At 59.2% G+C, this 17,652-nt stretch carries 14 protein-coding genes; 10 read left to right on the plus strand and 4 right to left on the minus strand.

Going from position 1 to position 17,652, the window contains the following annotated elements:
• A complete protein-coding gene (locus Poly24_RS19300; protein ID WP_145099289.1) occupies nucleotides 1–1,599 on the minus strand; it encodes a C25 family cysteine peptidase in 1,599 nt (532 codons plus the stop codon).
• A gap of 258 nt (nucleotides 1,600–1,857) precedes the next feature.
• On the opposite strand from Poly24_RS19300, the gene Poly24_RS19305 reads away from it, so the two are divergent.
• Nucleotides 1,858–2,241 carry a DUF3127 domain-containing protein gene (locus Poly24_RS19305; protein WP_145099292.1) on the plus strand — a complete coding sequence of 128 codons (384 nt, stop codon included), beginning with the start codon at nucleotides 1,858–1,860 and terminating at the stop codon, nucleotides 2,239–2,241.
• A gap of 185 nt (nucleotides 2,242–2,426) precedes the next feature.
• On the opposite strand, the gene Poly24_RS19310 is transcribed toward Poly24_RS19305, so the two are convergent.
• The 3 genes from Poly24_RS19310 to dapA form a co-directional block, all read right to left on the minus strand.
• A complete protein-coding gene (locus Poly24_RS19310) occupies nucleotides 2,427–3,152 on the minus strand; it encodes a hypothetical protein (RefSeq protein ID WP_197452026.1) in 726 nt (241 codons plus the stop codon).
• A gap of 129 nt (nucleotides 3,153–3,281) precedes the next feature.
• Complete coding sequence (locus tag Poly24_RS19315) at nucleotides 3,282–3,614, minus strand: hypothetical protein (RefSeq protein ID WP_145099295.1); 333 nt, start codon at nucleotides 3,612–3,614, stop codon at nucleotides 3,282–3,284.
• A gap of 247 nt (nucleotides 3,615–3,861) precedes the next feature.
• On the minus strand, nucleotides 3,862–4,752 hold the full coding sequence (dapA, locus tag Poly24_RS19320) for a 4-hydroxy-tetrahydrodipicolinate synthase (RefSeq protein ID WP_145099300.1): 891 nt from the start codon (nucleotides 4,750–4,752) through the stop codon (nucleotides 3,862–3,864).
• A 390-nt stretch (nucleotides 4,753–5,142) separates the two neighbouring features.
• Between dapA and xseA the strand changes: the two genes are divergently transcribed.
• From xseA to Poly24_RS19365, 9 genes are all read left to right on the plus strand, one after another.
• The gene (gene xseA, locus Poly24_RS19325; RefSeq protein ID WP_145099303.1) at nucleotides 5,143–6,396 is read left to right on the plus strand and encodes an exodeoxyribonuclease VII large subunit; all 1,254 of its coding nucleotides are present in this window, start codon (nucleotides 5,143–5,145) and stop codon (nucleotides 6,394–6,396) included.
• A 154-nt stretch (nucleotides 6,397–6,550) separates the two neighbouring features.
• The gene (locus Poly24_RS19330) at nucleotides 6,551–7,150 is read left to right on the plus strand and encodes a 2Fe-2S iron-sulfur cluster-binding protein (RefSeq protein ID WP_145099306.1); all 600 of its coding nucleotides are present in this window, start codon (nucleotides 6,551–6,553) and stop codon (nucleotides 7,148–7,150) included.
• Between the two features lie 136 nt (nucleotides 7,151–7,286).
• Nucleotides 7,287–8,279 carry an RDD family protein gene (locus tag Poly24_RS19335; RefSeq protein ID WP_145099309.1) on the plus strand — a complete coding sequence of 331 codons (993 nt, stop codon included), beginning with the start codon at nucleotides 7,287–7,289 and terminating at the stop codon, nucleotides 8,277–8,279.
• Nucleotides 8,276–9,256 (plus strand): stage II sporulation protein M, encoded by a 981-nt coding sequence (locus Poly24_RS19340; protein ID WP_145099312.1) that lies wholly within the window; start codon nucleotides 8,276–8,278, stop codon nucleotides 9,254–9,256. Before Poly24_RS19335 ends, Poly24_RS19340 begins: the two co-directional genes overlap by 4 nt.
• On the plus strand, nucleotides 9,246–10,184 hold the full coding sequence (locus tag Poly24_RS19345; RefSeq protein WP_145099315.1) for a hypothetical protein: 939 nt from the start codon (nucleotides 9,246–9,248) through the stop codon (nucleotides 10,182–10,184). The genes Poly24_RS19340 and Poly24_RS19345 overlap by 11 nt, the downstream gene beginning before the upstream one ends.
• Nucleotides 10,181–11,077, plus strand: a complete 897-nt coding sequence (locus Poly24_RS19350; RefSeq protein ID WP_197452027.1) for a DUF4129 domain-containing protein — start codon at nucleotides 10,181–10,183, stop codon at nucleotides 11,075–11,077. The genes Poly24_RS19345 and Poly24_RS19350 overlap by 4 nt, the downstream gene beginning before the upstream one ends.
• Nucleotides 11,074–12,342: a hypothetical protein gene (locus Poly24_RS19355; protein ID WP_145099321.1), complete on the plus strand. Its 1,269-nt coding sequence runs from the start codon at nucleotides 11,074–11,076 to the stop codon at nucleotides 12,340–12,342. The genes Poly24_RS19350 and Poly24_RS19355 overlap by 4 nt, the downstream gene beginning before the upstream one ends.
• A gap of 47 nt (nucleotides 12,343–12,389) precedes the next feature.
• Nucleotides 12,390–13,325 carry an AAA family ATPase gene (locus tag Poly24_RS19360; protein ID WP_391556923.1) on the plus strand — a complete coding sequence of 312 codons (936 nt, stop codon included), beginning with the start codon at nucleotides 12,390–12,392 and terminating at the stop codon, nucleotides 13,323–13,325.
• Between the two features lie 220 nt (nucleotides 13,326–13,545).
• Nucleotides 13,546–17,568, plus strand: a complete 4,023-nt coding sequence (locus tag Poly24_RS19365) for a hypothetical protein (RefSeq protein ID WP_145099327.1) — start codon at nucleotides 13,546–13,548, stop codon at nucleotides 17,566–17,568.
• The last annotated feature ends 84 nt before the right edge of the window (nucleotides 17,569–17,652 follow it).

A 17,652-nucleotide genomic window follows, 5' to 3' on the forward strand; every position in this document is an offset into this window, starting at 1 on the left:
TTACCGCGCCGCGGCGGGTTGCGTCGCCGACTCCTGCGGCTTCGGCAGATCGATTAGGATCCGATCGGTCCCCAACGCGTAGCGGTCCGCCGATTCGATCCGGGCCAGCACCAAGGAACTTTTCGTTAGCGTCGCTGGCAGCGTCAACTGAACCGCAAACGCTCCCGGTTCCACTTCGCAAACGGTGCTCTCCAGCAACGAATCGCTCGCCGCGCGATGCCGATCGACGTCGCTCAGCTCACGCAGTTCATCGCGACTCGGTTCGCCCCGACGATGCAATTCCAACGTCAACTTGCCACCGTGGGGTGCCATCCCGTTGACGGTGATTTGCGATCCGGGTTGTGCACTGACCGGGCATTCTAAAGACACCTGTTCGGGATGCGAGATCCGCAACAAAGGATCGCCCAACAGGTTGTACAGTTGGGTGTGTTCGCGGCGTTCTTGCGGCAATCGATCCGACGTCGGACTCATCATCGCCGCCATCGCATCGAGCATGCTGGGAGCGGCCGCATTGGCTTGGCTCGGTTCTCGCGTCGCCCGATGGACGGTTTCCAGCCAAACCTGGCCAAGCGTCTCGGGTCGCGATTCGAACCATGATTGGATCAATGAAGTGGCGATGATCGCGTTCCCATAAGGCAGCGTCATCCGCGATCCGGCAAAGACGGCGATCGGACCGCCTGGTTCCAGCAGCATCTGTTCCGCCAAGCAGTCGTCCTTGGCGTCGAACGCGCCGGTGTAGCAGGCCAACAGCAACGCGATCGGCGACCGTTCGGCCGGACGCTTCAATTGGCCGACGGTCTTATCGTCCAGGATCGGCATGCCTTCGGCCGTTGCCGGAACCCGATCCAATTGGGTCACGTGGCCGTGCCCGGCGTAGACCCAGAACAAGCCACCGCCATTAAATCCGTTGATGACCGTTCTGCAAAAATTGTTGGCGCCGGGAAAGAAGGGACTCGTCGGGCTCGCGTAGGTGACCCGTGTCTGAATACTGGCGGGCAATTGGGAGGTTAAGATGCCACGAACCACCGATTCCAACGCCGTATCGATCAACAGGCCAAAGCCGCCCACGCCCGCGGTCAGGTCGACCTGGTGGCGCCAGGGTCCGAACTGGCGACTCGATTCGTATTGCCTTAATCGTTCGACAAAAGACGCGACCTGAGCCGCCCCATCGACAGGGATCCGCCCGACCGGAACGTCCAGCACGCCATCGCCGTCGAGGTCGCCGTAGGGGCTGTCGGTGGCCAGGGTGGGTAACGATCCCAAGGATGCCGCGACAGGGCTGGGCAGATGATGGGTGGGAACGTGCAATCGGGGATCGACGGGCCAACGCGGACCTTGGATTCGGCAGTCGCCAAAAATCACGATCGCTTCGGGGCGGACGTTGCCGGTCGCCACGATTGCCTGCAAATCGGTTACGAGGTCGCCCGCCAGCGGTTTGCTGTCGATGACATGAACGGCCACCCCCTGGCTCTGCCGGTATTGAACCCACGGCGCGATGGCCGGTCGCAGATCGGTCGCACAAACAACGATCACGTCGCGAGCCGTCGCGGTCGAAACAAGCGCCAGTGCGAGGATTGCGCTGAGCGTTCGCAAAAGCATGCTTTCCCTTTTTGCTAGGTGTGACCCGAGGCGGACTCGCTGTTCGGGGGGCAAGTTCGTGCCTACCTGAATCCTTTAATAGGAAAGCAGCACGTAATCGATCTTAGCGGCTCGCGTTTGCCAAAGTAAAGGGACTTCCTTCGGGCGTCGCGGCGCCAACCGGTTCAACTTAGCCGAGAAAATCGCTAGGATAGCGAAGAGTGTCAGTTTTACTGATCCAGTTGAAGATTTCGCAACGTCCGTGATGGAAGCCGTGTTATGAGTGAAGCAAAAGTAAAAGGCATTGTCCACCTTGTCGAAGAAACCAAGACCTACGGAGCCAAGGGGTTCCGCAAACGCATGGTGGTGTTGAGCCAAGATTTCGGCAGCTTTACGAACTACGTTCCGCTGGAATTCACCCGCGACAACTGCGATTTGGCCAACGACCTGAACGTCGGCGATGAGATCGAAGTCAATTATCGGCTGAACGGCCGCAAGTGGCAAAAGGACAGCAACAGCGAAGTGAAGTACTTCCTTAGCGCTGAAGCGATGGGCTTCAAGGCTGTCGGAAACGCGCCGGCTGCAGGCGGACGTGGCGATGCGGCATCTGCCAACGATGCGTTCTCGGAAGTTTCGTACGACGAAGGCGACGTGCCGTTCTAGTTTAGAACGACACCCGCGTGGGGACGAAGCCCCGTCGGCGTCCCTCACTCCGCCCTCAATCAACTCTTCGGCTCAAGCATGCTGGCTTGAGCCAAAGCGACGCCAGCCGAAAGGGCGTTGCGTTGGTTCTTTCCAATGAAGACGCCAGCGAAATGGCGTCTCGTCTGGTGAATCGCGTCTCGACCTTACGCCGAATCGTTGCCGATCTTGACTTTGATCGATCCGAGGGCTTGGGTCAGCAGTCGCTCTTTGTTGCCGACAAACAGAATGTTGTCCAGCACGATCGCTCGGGTTTCACCGGCCGGATGCAGGATCAATCGGCCCGCTCCCAACAAGATGAATTCGAAGACGTCGTTGATCTCTTTATCAACACGCAACTGCGGTGCGGGATAGCGTTTCAGATCGCTCAAGATCCCGTGGTGATGCAACAGTTCGTTATTGGACAGTTCCCAATAATTCATCCGCACACTGGCGAAGACTGCGATATACATCAACAGCATCGCGACGCTGATGCATCCGTAGAAGGTCGAATTGGCCGCCGGACGCAGCGCCATCACCCAGTTTTCGACTGCCGGAAGCAGATCCGGCTTGATGCTAACCGCCATCCAACCGCCTAGCGCCAGCGTGGTCAAAATAAAGATCAACGTCAACGAAGTCGCGCGGGGGAAATCGAACACGATCACAAACGTATTAAGCATCAACACGCCGAGAAAGATTCCGGTCATCATCACCGGCAACGAATCGTCGGGGGTGACCGTCTTGTAACCCCTCATTGCCAACACCGCCCAGGCAAGCAGTGAAACGATAAAGGTCGGATACATGAAGATGAACTTAGGAAACGGAACTAAGTAGATCTTTTGCGACTTGGGGGCTTTGGGGGTGTTCTCGATGTTCGTTTCGTCGCCGCTCATTCGCAACTTCCTTTTCGATGGTGGGGCCCGGGGACTCTAGCAACAGTTCGTCGCCGCGATCCATTTCTTGGGTTCTCTGGCGAATAATGTAGCTTGCCAGCCCGCACCACTCAATCGTAGGCCATCGCACTACACCATGGCTGGCTCGTCCGTATACAGTTCCAACAATTGGCTTTGCACTTTGATCGCCCGCAACAGTGTCCAGATCTGATCGGGTTCGAACTTGACCGGACCGTCCCCCGCCAACGCTTCCAATTCGTCGGTCATCGCGGCGTGCTGATCGGCGGCCGCCTGCAATCGGAAGCTGGCACTGTGCCAGTGACGCAGCAACGTCGGCTCGTCGGCCAATTCGCTCGGATCGTTGGCCCCGTTCAAAATGAGCAGGGTCAATTGTGCGACGCTTTGTGGCGAAAGTTCCGGCTGCAGTTCGAGCAACCGTTTGGCCAATTCATGACAAGTCATCGTGTAATCCGAGCTGAGTGTTGGGATCGCCCATGATCTGCGGAGTCCTTGACGTCGCACCGCGTGATGAAACGTCCACCTCTCGGAAAATCCTACGATAAGGAAAACCTGCCGCGCCACTTGTCGGCAAAAAAACCGACATTCCTCGAACCGGCGGCGCTACTCGTCAACACGTGTTGTAGGAAAGCAACAGATGCCGTCAGTCGGGGGGCCGATCCTCCCCTAAGCTGGGATCGCTCACAGACACCTACAGCAGGCCGTAAGCCTTCAACGTGCTCACCAACTGAGCTTCGGACGCCGAATCCAAGGGGGTCATCGGCAACCGCATCTCGCCCGAATCGCGTCCCAACAGCCGCATCGCAGCCTTCAACGGAATTGGATTGGTCGCCAAGCCCAGCATGTTTTTACACAGCGGGAACAATTGATGATGCAACCGCAAGGCCTCTTCGACCGAACCCTTAGCAAACGATTCAACAAGCGCTCGCATGTCCTTCGGGACGATGTTTCCAGCGACCGAAACGACCCCTTCGGCCCCCACCGCCAACATCGGCAGCGTCAGGCTGTCGTCGCCGCTGAGGACGGTCAGATCGGTTTGGTTGAGAATCTGCGAGCACATGTCCAAGGAACCGGTGGCTTCTTTCACCATCGTGATGCCTGGCAGCTCAGCCAGCCGCGCGATCGTTTCGGCTTCGATCACCTTCCCCGTTCGGCCGGGAATATTGTAAACGCAAACCGGAATCGAAACCGCTTCGGCAACCGCTTTGAAGTGCTGGTAGAACCCTTCCTGCATCGGCTTGTTGTAATAGGGTGCGACCTGCAGCGTCGCGTCGGCCCCTTCGCGCTCGGCCCGCTGCGTCAATCGCAACGCTTCGGCGGTGCTGTTGCTGCCCGTTCCGGCCATTACTTTGCAGCGACCGGCCACCACCTGAATCACTTCGCTGATCACACGTTCGTGTTCATCGTGCGAGAGGGTTGGCGATTCGCCCGTCGTTCCGACCGGAACAATACAGTTGGTGCCTGCTTCGATCTGGAATTCGATCTGCGCTCGCAGCAGCGAATAATCGACCTCGCCGTCGCGGAACGGGGTCACGATTGCTACCGACAGACCTGCGTAATCGGAACCTTTGCGTTGAGTCATCTTTCGCGTCAATCCTAGCTATTAACCGGTTTTTTGTATCGATTGGGTTGCGGTGAGCAATGCTCGGAAGTTTAGCCAATGGCATTTTCTACCACAGCAGGATAAAGCAACCCGGCCGCGACGTCCAAGGGGCCCCTGGGACGTCGCGGAATCGCAAGCCGGCGACGCCACGTGCGTGACGACGGCCGGCCCGCCAGAGTTCAACAAGACACGCCCGACCGCTGGCGGTTCAGGCCCCTGCGGCGAATTCCCGCCATCGGTCGCCCCACGGTTCGGATCGGTCGCCAGGAAACCCGCCGCGATCGATTGACTGCCCATCGCCGCTGCCATAGCCTGCGGATCGCCATTGCCAATCCGTAGGTCCCTGCCCATCTCCGTTTGAGCGAACCGTTGAACACTCCGAATTCCAACCCTGCCGCCGCCAAGCCGACCGCCCTGTCGGTGACTCAGTTGAACGATCAGGTCAAGCAGACGCTGGAGGGCCGGTTTCGCAACATCTGGGTGGCGGGAGAGATCACCGATATCGCGCGGCCTCACAGCGGCCACATCTATCTGACGCTAAAGGACAAACAAAGCCAAGTTCGCGGTGTGATTTGGCGAAGCGCGGCGGAGCGGTTGCGGTTCGATCTACAGGATGGGCAATCGGTCCTGTGCCAAGGCGATGTCGATGTTTACGGTGCCCGCGGGACGTATCAATTGGTGATCCGCCGGGTCGAGTTACGCGGGGTCGGAGATCTGCAATTCGCGCTTCGCCAGCTGCAGCAGAAACTGCAGGCCGAGGGGCTGTTCGATCCAGCGCGGAAACGTCCGCTGCCGCGATTTCCGCGGCGGATCGGCCTGGTCACCAGCCCCACGAGCGCAGCCGTCCACGATTTCTTAGAGGTCGCCCAACGGCGTTGGCCCGATCTGAACGTGCTGATCATTCCCACCAAAGTTCAAGGGACCGAAGCGGCCGCCGAGATCGTCGCCGGTATCGACGCCGCCCATCGGATTCAGCCCGCACTAGACGTTCTGGTCGTCGCCCGCGGTGGCGGCAGTTTGGAAGATCTGTGGTGCTTCAACGACGAACGAGTCGTCCGTGCGATCGCGGCGTCGCAGATTCCTTTGGTCTCGGCGATCGGCCACGAGATCGATGTCACCCTGAGCGACCTGGCCAGCGATCGCCGCGCGCTGACGCCGTCGGAAGCCGGTGAATTGGTCGTCCGTTCGCGCGACGACCTCGCCAAGGAATTGGCGAAATTGGCCGACGATCTGAGGCTGCGGATTTTTCAAAAGCACGCCACCGTGCAATCGCAGCTGGAGCAATTGTCGCGACGCCCAGTGTTCACCCGTCCGTTTGATCGCATCGCGCAACAATCGCAGTGGTTCGATGAAGCCGAATTGCGATTCAATCGCGGAATCCAACAGGTCGTCGCCAAGATGCGTCAACAATTGGCATCGACCGCGGAACTGTTGGACGCGGTGGGGCCATTAAAAGTGCTCGCCCGCGGCTACAGCGTTACGCAAACGGCCGACGCGGGGAAGCTGGTGCAATCGGTGGAGCAATTACAGGTGGGCCAATCGATTCAGACAGTCCTTGCCGACGGCATCGTGCACAGCACGGTCGACACCCTTACGGAGAACCGTGACAACGCAAAAGGATGATTGGCCGAACGCACAGACATCGACCCGCGAGGTTCCCTCATCGGTAGAGGCGTCATATTCCGCAGCGATCGCTTTCGTGGCTTGCTTTTGCCCCATCGCGACTCAGAATAGAAGACACCCCAATCGGAACCTTGTCGGCCAGGAATCTTTTGTCATGCCCATCGTCACTTTCGGCGGCGTTCGAATTGAATGCGACTTAGGGGCCAACCTGCGCCGTGTCTTGTTGAAGGCAAAATTGCCGCTGTATCACCCATTGGCACGTATCGCCAATTGTCGCGGCTTGGGCACCTGTGGCACCTGCGCTGTCAAATTGCGTGGCAGCGCGTCGTGGCCAACGAAGCTTGAAGCGTTGCGTCTGCGCATGCCACCTCATGCGGCCGAGGCAGGTTTGCGGCTGGCATGCCAATGCGTGGTGCATGGCGACCTGGACGTCGAAAAATTTGGCGGCGTGTGGGGACAAAATTTGAGTCAAACCGTCTGGGTGTCGGATTCCAAAGCCGAACCGCAGCCGCGCCTTCAACCCCCAACCGCTCCCAGAGACATCCAACCCGCGATGCGGCCCTCGAACCAGCCTGCGATCGAAGCGGCGCCGTTTCGGTCCAGTGGTTCAGTGATCCGAGCGTTGAGCGTCGCTTCGGGACGCCTGCCCATCGCCCCTCGGCGCCATCGTGCCGCGATGTCCGAACAGGCGACCGTGCCGTTGGCGAAACTGAGACAAATGGCTCGCGAGCGTCAACTGGCAATCCATTCGTAGGCTGCGATTCGACAGACCACTTGCCGTCGATCGGTTTTCCCGTGGGCGACGCAGGGCGACGGTTGCGTTCAGGTGAAAATTGCTAGAATGAGGCAGCTTGTGCCCAATTCCCGCGAACCACTCGATCGCTTTGCCCATGTCTCAGCTCGCACCACTGGATACGACGATCGAAGTGGTGACGCCTGAAAACATTGCGTTCAAGTATCAACTGGCGGGCCCCTTTCGACGGTTGCCCGCATTCCTGATCGACGTGTTGGTCAAGCTGGCGATCATCCTGTTTGCAGTCTTCGCCGTCGCGTTGTTGGCTGGCATCACCGGCAGCCAATTGATCGGCGTCTTTGGATTCGCCGCGATCAACATCGGATGGTTCATGGTCTGGTGGTTCTACGGCGTGGCGATGGAGACCTGGTGCAACGGCCGCACGCTGGGCAAGATGGCGATGCGAATCCGCGTGGTCACCGTCTCGGGGCATCCGATCGGTGGTGTCCAGGCGATGTTGCGGAACCTCGTTTGTGTTGCCGACCTGGCACCACCGCTGTCGCTGCAATTTTTCTTCGAAGACGCGCCCCCCGTTTATCTGATCCCGACCGGCATCGCCGCGTTGATTGCGATGACCTGCACGCGGCGAATGCAACGGTTGGGAGATCTAGCCGCTGGGACGATGGTGGTGATCGATGAACGAGGCTGGACGCTGCCGGTGGCCAGAGTCGAAGACACGCGGGTTCCGGCACTGGCCAGCTATATTCCACCCGACTATCGGGTCAGTCCCTCGTTGGCGAAGGTCTTGGCGTTGTATGCCGAACGCCGCATGTTCCTGTCCCCACAGCGGCGACGCGAACTCGCCAAAAATCTAGCCGCGGGGCTCGGCGACCGCTTTGAATTCCGCGAAGACCTCGATCCCGATCTGTTATTGTATGCATTGTATTGGCGGACGTTTTTAGCCGACGCGCGCGATCAAGATGTCGACTTACAACCGTTGGCTGGATACAGTCCGATGTTAAAAGACGCGCACTTGGTGGCGGCCGAACCGGTCGCCGACAGTTCCGACGCATCGCTCGTCGAAGTCGCCGTGGTCATGGAACCCGATCGCGACCTCGAAGCTTCCATTCCTCCGGAATCCAGACCATGAACATTGTCTCCCTGTTGGAACAGCGTCGCCACGGCTGGGAAGAACTGGAGCGATTGTGCGATGAAATGCAGAGTCGCGGTCGGACGCGTGGAAAAGCCCCCGGTGCGACACGGTTTGCTTCGTTGTATCGTTCTGCCTGCGCCGACCTGGCTTTGGCCGAGGCCTATCAATTGCCACCGGCAACGGTCGAATACCTGCATCGCTTGGTAGGCCGCGCCCACAATCAACTGTATCGCAGCCGCAATTTTTCTCTCGACCGATCGGTCGACATGTTGGTTCGTCAGGCACCGCGACAGATCTTTGCCGACCCATGCGTGCACGTCTGCGGGATATTGTTCTTCGGCCTGTTCTGGCTTTCGATGCTGTTGGGAATGTCGGAAGAACGGCTGCCCGATTTTCCCGCGCAAGTGGTGGGCGAAGCGCAGTTGGAGCAAATGGAATCGAACTTCGAAGCCGAACTCGACGCCGGCTTTGACCATTACGTGATGATGGCCAGCTTCTACATCCGGCATAACACGGGGATCGGCCTGCAGTGTTTCGCCTATGGAATCCTGATCATTCCTTGCATCTTCACGTTGGCTTACAACGCGGTGGCGCTCGGGACCAGCTTTGGATACATGGCTCGCGATTCAACCACGGGCGGCGATAATTTTTTCGAATTCGTGACCGCCCACGGACCGTTCGAACTGACAGCGATCGTGCTTTCGGCAGCGGCGGGATTACGGTTGGGGTTGGGGCTGATTTCGACGACCGGTTTGCGACGTGGGGATTCATTGAAAGTCAGCGCGATCCGCGCGATCCCGGTGATTGCTGCCGCATCGGTTTTGTTTTTCCTGGCGGCGATCACCGAAGGCTTTCTGTCTCCCAGTCCGCTTCCGTACACGATCAAAGCGATGTGGGCGATCCTTTCCAGCGGCGCGATGACCTTCTATTTTGTGGTGTTGGGATTTCCCAGGGCGGGCATCGATGCAACTTGACCGCACACACGTTGTTGTTCGCCCGCGATCCAATAGCGAGCTATGTGACCTGACGCTGTTGTTGATGCGTCAGTATTGCATTCCGTTGTGCGTCGCGTTCCTGGCCGGCGTTCTGCCGCTGGCCTTGATGAATGCTGCCTTGATTGGATGGCTGCCGATCGAAGCCGAACTCGAAGGGATTGGCGACGACGAGACCTTTGCTTGGCGCAGCGAATATCTGTTTTTGATGGCTTCGCTGATCTTCCTCGAGGCGCCGTTGGCGGGGGTTTTTGCAACGCTTTACATCGGCCAAGCCGTCTTTGAACAGCGACCTACCTGGCGACAGGTGGCGCGCGATGCCTGGGCGACCTGGCACCGTTGGGTTTGGAAATTAGGCGTCTTGCGAGGGCCGGTGCCCGCGGTACTGCTGCTGGTTTGGACCTGGTCGCTAGGCGACGCCGACGGCTTGGCTGTCTTTTTTATGATGTTGCTGCTGATGTACGTCGGCACCCTGCGAGCCTTCCGCCCTCACACGCCCGAAATCCTGCTATTGGAACGCTGCCCCTTGCGACGCGGCGCGACGGGGGCGGTCACCTACAGCCACCGCAGCCACTTGTTTCACACGCCCGTCGCGGGGGATTCGGTCAACCGTTTCGTGACGATGTTGCTGTTGTCGGGCATGCTGACGGTATCGCTGTTCTTCGCGATGATCTTCTTACAGGGCGTCTTTGCCCAGCGATGGTCGTTTAACATTGTCGCCCAATTGGTCTATGTGCCGGCCGCGATGTGGATCGTCGCCGGATACACCGTACTGTTCCGATTCCTGTGCTATTTGGACAATCGCATTCGGCTGGAAGGATGGGACGTCGAACTGGGGCTTCGCGCCGAGGTCCAGCGTCAATTTGGAGATCCCCAATCGCAGCAACCGGCTCCAGGAGTTGGCGGATGATCGTCAAATCAATCGACGCGGTGGTTCGCGTGATCTTGGATCGTCGGCCGTCTATTGAAGACGCTTGCTGTTGGCGAATGTTCCTCTTCGTCAGCTGGCTTACGCTGGCGGCGAACACATCGGTTCCCGCGGCGCACGGAGAAGCGATGCCGGCCGCGAGCGTGACCGAAACCTCCCAACCGATCGGCCGCCAAGCGCTACGGTCGTTGGGCAAGGTGCCGTGGTATAGCGGTGACGAAGATCGGATCAAAGCGGTCCCGGTCGAAAGCACCGATGCATCCGACGCCGATGTAGCGGCGCGAACCTCGGGATACGTCGGCATCGACAACGGCAAATCCACGACACCCCAGAACTTCGATTCGATATTGGAAATGATCGGGCAAGTCATCGCATGGTCGCTGTTGGCGGTCGTGCTGCTGTTGATCTTCGCGGCGATCGGTTATGCGTTCATCCTGCACGAACGCGACCGCGCCCGGCGGAGGGGAGCGGCAGGAAACCACCGCGAGGACCCGAGCGAAACGGCCGAACGACTCGAACGCTTGCCGGTACGGATCGATCACCCCGCATCGAACCTGTTGGGCGAAGCCCGGCGATTGATGGAGTTAGGGCGTTACAACGAAGCGATCATCTATCTATTCAGCCACGAACTGGTTCAACTGGATCGACACCAATTGCTGCGGCTAGCGCGTGGCAAAACCAATCGTCAATACCTGCGTGAAATCCGTCAGTCGAATGCGCTGCAAGCGATTTTGCACGACACGATCCACGCCTTTGAAGACGCCTTCTTTGGCGATCACACCCTCACGCGACAACGCTTTCAACGTTGTTGGGAACAGCTGGACAACTTCCACGCGGCGATTGATCAAACGGGCAACAAAGGAGCCTCCGCATGAGACGCTCTTGGGGCCCTTGGGGACTGATCGTGTTGGTCGTGATCGCGTGGGGGATCTATGCAATCCTCACCCGCCCACAAAGATTGACCACGCCGTACGGATACTCCTACTCCCATCAAGGAACGAAAAGCATCAATGGCGTCGCGGGGTTTCGGCGGATGTACGAACTGCGCGACTGGGAGACCGAAACGCTCAAGCGACTGTCGCTCGCGGCCGAATCGCTGGACACGATCGTCTGGTTTCCCGATGCCGAACAGGTTCCCAGCCGCAGAGCGACCCAGTGGTTGGACGAATGGTTGGCGAACAAACCGCGGACGCTGATCTATGTGCTGCGTGGCCTGCAATCGACCGAACCGATGTATTGGAAACAAGCGATGGCCGATGCCGAAGCCGAGCATCGAATGGAGTTTCGGCGGCGGCAAATTCGGACACAGATCGTGGAAGAAGCTTCCGTTCCAGGGGCGAAGCCCATTGCCGGTTTAAATTCGTTCAGCAATGGTTGGTTCACTGCCGACTTTACGCCGCGTTGGAGAACCGCCCGAGGGTTTACTGGCGACTGGTCCCAGGAGCCCCTGCGGTTGCCGCAACGTATGACGACGCGTGCGACGATCCGCCCCTACGATCCAGACACCGACGACCAACTGACTGCGGGAACCTTCAGCAGCGATACCGTCGACGAGGAAGAACCGACAGACTGCGCGTTCGATCCGCTGGTAACCTCCGACGCCGGAGACGTGGTCGCCGCGCGCGTGACCTCCGATTGGTGGCCCGATTCGCAAGTCCTGGTGCTGTGCACCGGCGAACCGTTGTTGAACCTTTCGCTTGCCGATCCGATCAACGCCGCGTTTGCCGAGCGCTTGATCGCCGCATCGGGCCCGCCGGGAACGGTCGGATTCCTGCGGACCGATAGGTTTGGTGCCCGTGTCCAAGGAGATTCCGACGACGAACTGGCCGCGGGCATGGAATTGCTGACGCAGTGGCCGTTGAGCATGACAACGATGCATGTCGTGTTGCTGGGATTTGTTGCGATCCTCGCACTGCTACCGATCTTTGGCCGGCCGCGACGACTGCCCCCACCCGCCACGGGCGACTTCGGCGAACATGTCTCGGCCGTCGCCGACATGCTTCGGCGCAGCGGAGATGCCGACTATGCGCGGCAACGAATTTCCGAATACTTCGTGCAGGTTCGCGGCGAGGATTCGGGCCCATGGGTGCTGCCAACCGCTCCCACTGCGAATGAGAAACCACCAGGAGAAACACCGTGATCGAGACCAATCCGCCGTCGTCAGAGCGCTTTGAACGGGCACGCGAGATCTATCAAAGGATCACCCAACAGATCGGCAAACTGTACGTCGGCCAAGACGAATTGGTGTTAGGCACGTTGACGGCACTGTTTAGCCATGGACACGTGTTGATCGAAAGCGTCCCGGGTTTGGGCAAGACGTTGTTCGTTCGCACGTTGGGCAAAGTGCTCGGTTGCCAATTCGGACGGATTCAATTCACTGCCGACCTGATGCCCTCAGACATCACCGGCGCGCCGGTCTTTGACATGAAGGAATCGGAGTTCCGATTTCATCCTGGCCCTGTCTTCACTCAGCTGTTGCTGGCCGACGAGATCAACCGATCGCCCGCCAAAACGCATGCCGCTCTGTTAGAGATCATGCAGGAATACCGCGTCACGATCGACGGCGTGAGCCATGAAGTGCCGCGACCGTTCCTGGTCCTGGCGACTCAAAATCCGCTGGAGAGCGAAGGAACCTACAACCTGCCCGAAGCCCAGCTGGATCGGTTCATGTTCAAATTGATCATCGACTATCCCAGCAGCCAACAGGAGGCCGAGATCCTGCGTATGCACAGCTTGCAGATCGACCTGAACAAACGACTGCACGACGAGATTGAAACGGTCACATCGCCGCAGGAAATTCGTGAGATCATCGCGCTTTGTGGGCAAGTGCGGATCGACGACGCGTTGGTCGATTACATCAATAGCCTCGTTCGTTTAACGCGCAACTGGCCCTCGTTACATATCGGCGCGTCGCCCCGCGCGGGGATCGCGTTGATGCAGTCCGCTCGCACCCTGGCTGCGTTTGGCGGACGCGATTATGCGACCCCCGACGACGTGGTCGAAGTCGTGTTGCCGGCGCTGCGCCATCGCGTGCAATTGACGGCCGAAGCGGAAGTCGAAGGCCGACGGGTCGACGAGGAGCTGACTTCGCTGATCCGTTCGGTCGAAGTCCCGCGCAGCTGAATCACAGCCGGAACCCCCCTTCGGCGCACCATCCTTCCCTCCACGTAGCATTTACGGCACCCACAGTGCCTCTAAAATCGCTAGCAATGGTTCCCCCGCCTGTCGCCCCCGCCTAGACCTCGACCCCACTTTTATCCTAGGATTGTGGGCAAGCTGCGTTTCAACGCGGCCAACATTGCTTGGTGCAACGTTTGCTGCGACGATCAACGGACTGTTCTAAATGCCCCTCCAGACCCCGCCCTCATCGAATGCCGACGACGCGATCCGCCAGATCGCTGGCTACCTGAACTTCTCGTCGGGCGCTAGCGACCCTCACACGCTGGCCAATATCGATCGATTGTGTCAGCCCTCGCTGGCGACCGATCCGTTGTTCAGCCAAGCCGCTTGGTTGAACCTGGGCGATCGGATCAAGACCGCCCTGGCCGAATTGGAAGGGACCAGCAGCGCGTTTGCGAGTGTCGAACAGGCACGGACCGTGGTCCGTTTGGTCTGGAGCGATCTGCTGCCGGCGTACATCGATTTCCACCGCGACCTGTTGTTCCATCAACCGCCCGAAGTTTTGATCAACAGCTTTTTCTTAGGCCGCTGCATCGAAGCGGTCTTGCAGCAGGGAGGCCCCTGGGAAGAGACCGACCGGATCGTCGCCGGTGCAATCGCCAGTCTCAATAACTGCGTCGGATACCGTCCTGTAGCGACGTTGGAAAACCGCCGTTGCCAACCTTATCCGCATGAATGGGTCGCCCCGATTCCGTTGTATATCGAAGGCGTCGGAGTCGCGTCGGGGCGTTATCACGACGTGCTCGCCCGCGCGTTGGAGATCCTCCGGGCGACCGACGAATCGATTTTGCGCGCCGCGCATTTCGACGTTCGGCTCCTTTCGGAACTCGCTTACGATCCCCGCGCTTACGATTTTGATCATCCCGTCAATCGGCGCCCCAATTATCACTTTGGCACCTGGGACCCGCACGTCATCGATAACCAAGGTCGCTATCGGCGGTTCCTGGTACAACAGGTGACGCTCGACGCGTTGCTGAGCCGAGTGAACGAAGAGAGCGACCTGCCGAAGGAACAACTGGCCGAAGAGGCTGCCGCCGTTTTGGCGGGGACGATCCTCATGGCGTCGGGGATCAGCGGATGGGGCCCATCGGCGCATGCATCGACCGTGACGCTGGCAACCCTGTGTCCCGAGATCGCTCAGTTTCGCGATGAGTTTTACGACTTCCTGCTCAACAGCATGAGCGGTCCGCATGGCGAGCGGTTGAAAGCGGAAATGCTCGTCCGCCATCAAGCCTTTGGCGGCGCGCGACAGCATCTCAACGCGTCGCTCGCGCGGCAACGCGCCAAACAACTGCAACACGTTCACCTGGCCAAGCTTTACGCGCGGATGGGATATCCCGACGCGGCCAAGCGACAAAACGATGTCGTCCATGTGACCAATGCGCGGATGCAGAGCCGGATCGATTGCGCGATGACCGAAGGCCTGCGGGCGTTGCACAAAGGGGATTTGGCAACGGCTTCCGAAGTCCCTGCTCAAGTCATGGATCTGGTTCACCGCGGCATCGATTGCGGTGCGATGGTCGACCCGTGGAACATCATCGGATTCGCAGGAAATTTCTCTCGTTTCCACGGCCCCGACAGCGCGGTCCACGATCACCGTGTCGACGAATTGATCGGGTTGATGGAACAGTTGTTCGGCTACACGGCGCGCGTCTGGAGCGAGGCGGCGGCCGTCGATGATGAAAAAGCCTTTGCCTTGCTGGATCACCAGTTTCGTGAAGCGGCGATGTGGTGGCGGCAATTTGCGGCGCATGAAGTTGCCGACCTGGAAGCGACCGACCCGTTGGAGACTTACGAATCGGCCAAGCTCGTCGCCGGCGCGTTGCGGATCTGGCATCGCGGTGGCGCGTCCGTAGGGGACGTTAAATTCTGGGCCCCTCACGCGCAAGCCTTTGATTCTCCGCGAGCCTACGCGTTGGTGATCGGAGCGTTGTTGGAACGCGAGGATTTTGTCGCCTCGATGGCCCTGCTGATGCACTGGTTGGGGAACGCTGCGGAAGTCGGCCTCGAGCGTGGCAACAGCTCTTTCCCGCGGATCGCCGAACGCTGGTTGGCCAGCTTGCGACAGACCGCTCGCCGCGGCGATCGCACCAAACCCGGCGCCGCCCGCCCCTGGGAACTGGTACACAAATTTTTCGACTACCTGGAAGCCAACGCGGAAGAGTTTTGGGAACCGCCACGTTTCGCACTGGGCGAACATTCGACACGGAAACGCGACTGGGATCGCGAACTCGAAGCGGTCGAACAGGGGGATGACGAAGACGAAGACGGCAAGGACCTGTTCGACGCCGCGTACGAAAACGTCACCTACCAAGACACGACCAACGACGGCTTTGAAGGGGCCGTGTTTGAAGAGGGAGACGGCAGCCAAGACGAATTGGAAGCCGAATCGCGTCGGCTGGCCGAACACCTGAGCTTCCTGACTTCGCTGTCGCGGTTGTGGGTCATCGCTGCCGATTTCCGCAGCATCGCTCACGCGGAAGCATCGGAACAGAACGATCTCGAACTGGTCGGCCGACGGGTCGACCTGATGGCTCAATGGACGCAACAAGCGGCTCACAATCGAGCCGGTTTGTTGGAACTGTTAGAAGCGGTCCAGCACTACCGGATTCCCACCGGTGGGGCTGACGACGATTCGATGAGCACTTACGATCGTCGCCGGATGGTCCGCGATTCGTTGATCGAACGGATCATCGGCACAGCGGTGGAAACTTCCGATGCGCGGCGGGTGCTGACGGGATCGCTGGGCGCCGAACCCGGGGGCGATGTGGTCGCATCGCAGCTGATGGAGGCGATGAGCGACGACGATCAGCAAGTGATCCAGATGTTCTCGGCCTTGATCGATGGCCGCGGCGAGGATGTGAAAAAACAATTCCCCGATGTGTTGCGGGCGATACAAACCAAAAGCTTGCTGTACATTCCACTGGCGCGTGGCGGCGACCCGGTGAAGATCTTTTCCACCCGCCTGCGACGACGTTTGCTCACCCATCTGCTGCAGTGGTTGCCGCGACAAGGACACCTGGCCTTGGCCTGCCAATTGGTCGAAACCGCTCGGCTGATGGAGCATCATAATCCGGTCGGTCCCGGCGCGGTCACCGAGTTTGATTCGCTGTTCGGCTTCGGTTTTCGCAGCATGGTCCAGTCGCTGGTCGATACGGTCCGATCGTGGCATGCGACAACGCGCGACGATGCGGGCGAATTGATTTCTCTGCTGGAGAAGCTGACCGAAACCCTATTGGGCAGCTGGCTGGCGCACAGCCGCACGCTGCGACTGTCGGTGCTGGAGACCGCTTCGGATGAAAGGTCTTGGGATGAATTGGTCCAATTCATTCGCGACTACGGCGACCCGATCTTCACTCAAGCCTTCCTGAAGCTGGGGAACATTCGAGCGATCTTGCACCAAGGCGTCGGAAATTGGCTGCAACGCTTGATGGAAGATCCCGATGCGTTGGCGGGGACTCCGATGGTCGAAGCCCTGGGTGGGGCGCTGCCGCTGAAGAAGGCCGAACAGCATTTGGAGATCGTGTTCGAATCGATCCTGGATCATCACAGCGAATATCGCGACTACAACAGCACGACGACGCAAAGCGATCGTGGCGACCTGATCTATATGTTCTTGGACTTCTTGCGATTGCGGGTTCGCTACGACCGGATCGCCTGGAACCTGCGACCGGTGATGTGGGCGCATGAGATCTTGGTCCGCAGTGGTTTCGATGCCGCCGCCGCCGCTTGGCGACGGTCCTTGGTCGAACGGATTGGTGCAGAGGCGGAGCTGTATCTGGAAAAACTGCAAGAGCTGCAGAATAAATACGCGATGCGAATGCCCACCGTCGCCGACCGGATCAGCGAACGGTTTATCCAACCGATGACGATCGACCGGATGCGGGCATTGATCAAATTGGCGATGAGCGACGCCGACAAACAGGAATATTCGCACGCGTTTGACCTGTTGGAACAGGAAGCGGAACTGATGACCCGCACTCCGTCGGGTTCTGGTCTCGATCTGCCCGTCTGGTTGGCATCGCTGGAAGAAGAGGTCGACAATGTGATTGCGCAGCGGGAAGCGGACGAGGTCGACGATCGCAAGCTGATCTCGATCGCAGCGACCTTCCCTTCGGCCGAGGAGCTGATCGACCAATTGGAACAAGCCAACCGCCAAGGCCGCCGTTTACCACATATGGAATAATGCCATCGAGGCTTCAAAAACGGTCGGGACCAAACATTGTGACAATGCCCAAACACGGCTTTGCAGACCGACGACAAATTGGTA

Origin of the sequence: Rosistilla carotiformis (assembly GCF_007753095.1) — a bacterium.
GTDB lineage: Bacteria > Planctomycetota > Planctomycetia > Pirellulales > Pirellulaceae > Rosistilla > Rosistilla carotiformis.

Coding starts and splice junctions, on each gene's coding strand:
- Poly24_RS19300 (WP_145099289.1), bottom strand. CDS start 1,599: ATGCTTTTGCGAACGCTCAGCGCAATCCTCGCACTGGCGCTTGTTTCG.
- Poly24_RS19305 (WP_145099292.1), top strand. CDS start 1,858: ATGAGTGAAGCAAAAGTAAAAGGCATTGTCCACCTTGTCGAAGAAACC.
- Poly24_RS19310 (WP_197452026.1), bottom strand. CDS start 3,152: ATGAGCGGCGACGAAACGAACATCGAGAACACCCCCAAAGCCCCCAAG.
- Poly24_RS19315 (WP_145099295.1), bottom strand. CDS start 3,614: ATGACTTGTCATGAATTGGCCAAACGGTTGCTCGAACTGCAGCCGGAA.
- dapA (WP_145099300.1), bottom strand. CDS start 4,752: ATGACTCAACGCAAAGGTTCCGATTACGCAGGTCTGTCGGTAGCAATC.
- Poly24_RS19330 (WP_145099306.1), top strand. CDS start 6,551: ATGCCCATCGTCACTTTCGGCGGCGTTCGAATTGAATGCGACTTAGGG.
- Poly24_RS19335 (WP_145099309.1), top strand. CDS start 7,287: ATGTCTCAGCTCGCACCACTGGATACGACGATCGAAGTGGTGACGCCT.
- Poly24_RS19340 (WP_145099312.1), top strand. CDS start 8,276: ATGAACATTGTCTCCCTGTTGGAACAGCGTCGCCACGGCTGGGAAGAA.
- Poly24_RS19345 (WP_145099315.1), top strand. CDS start 9,246: ATGCAACTTGACCGCACACACGTTGTTGTTCGCCCGCGATCCAATAGC.
- Poly24_RS19350 (WP_197452027.1), top strand. CDS start 10,181: ATGATCGTCAAATCAATCGACGCGGTGGTTCGCGTGATCTTGGATCGT.
- Poly24_RS19355 (WP_145099321.1), top strand. CDS start 11,074: ATGAGACGCTCTTGGGGCCCTTGGGGACTGATCGTGTTGGTCGTGATC.
- Poly24_RS19365 (WP_145099327.1), top strand. CDS start 13,546: ATGCCCCTCCAGACCCCGCCCTCATCGAATGCCGACGACGCGATCCGC.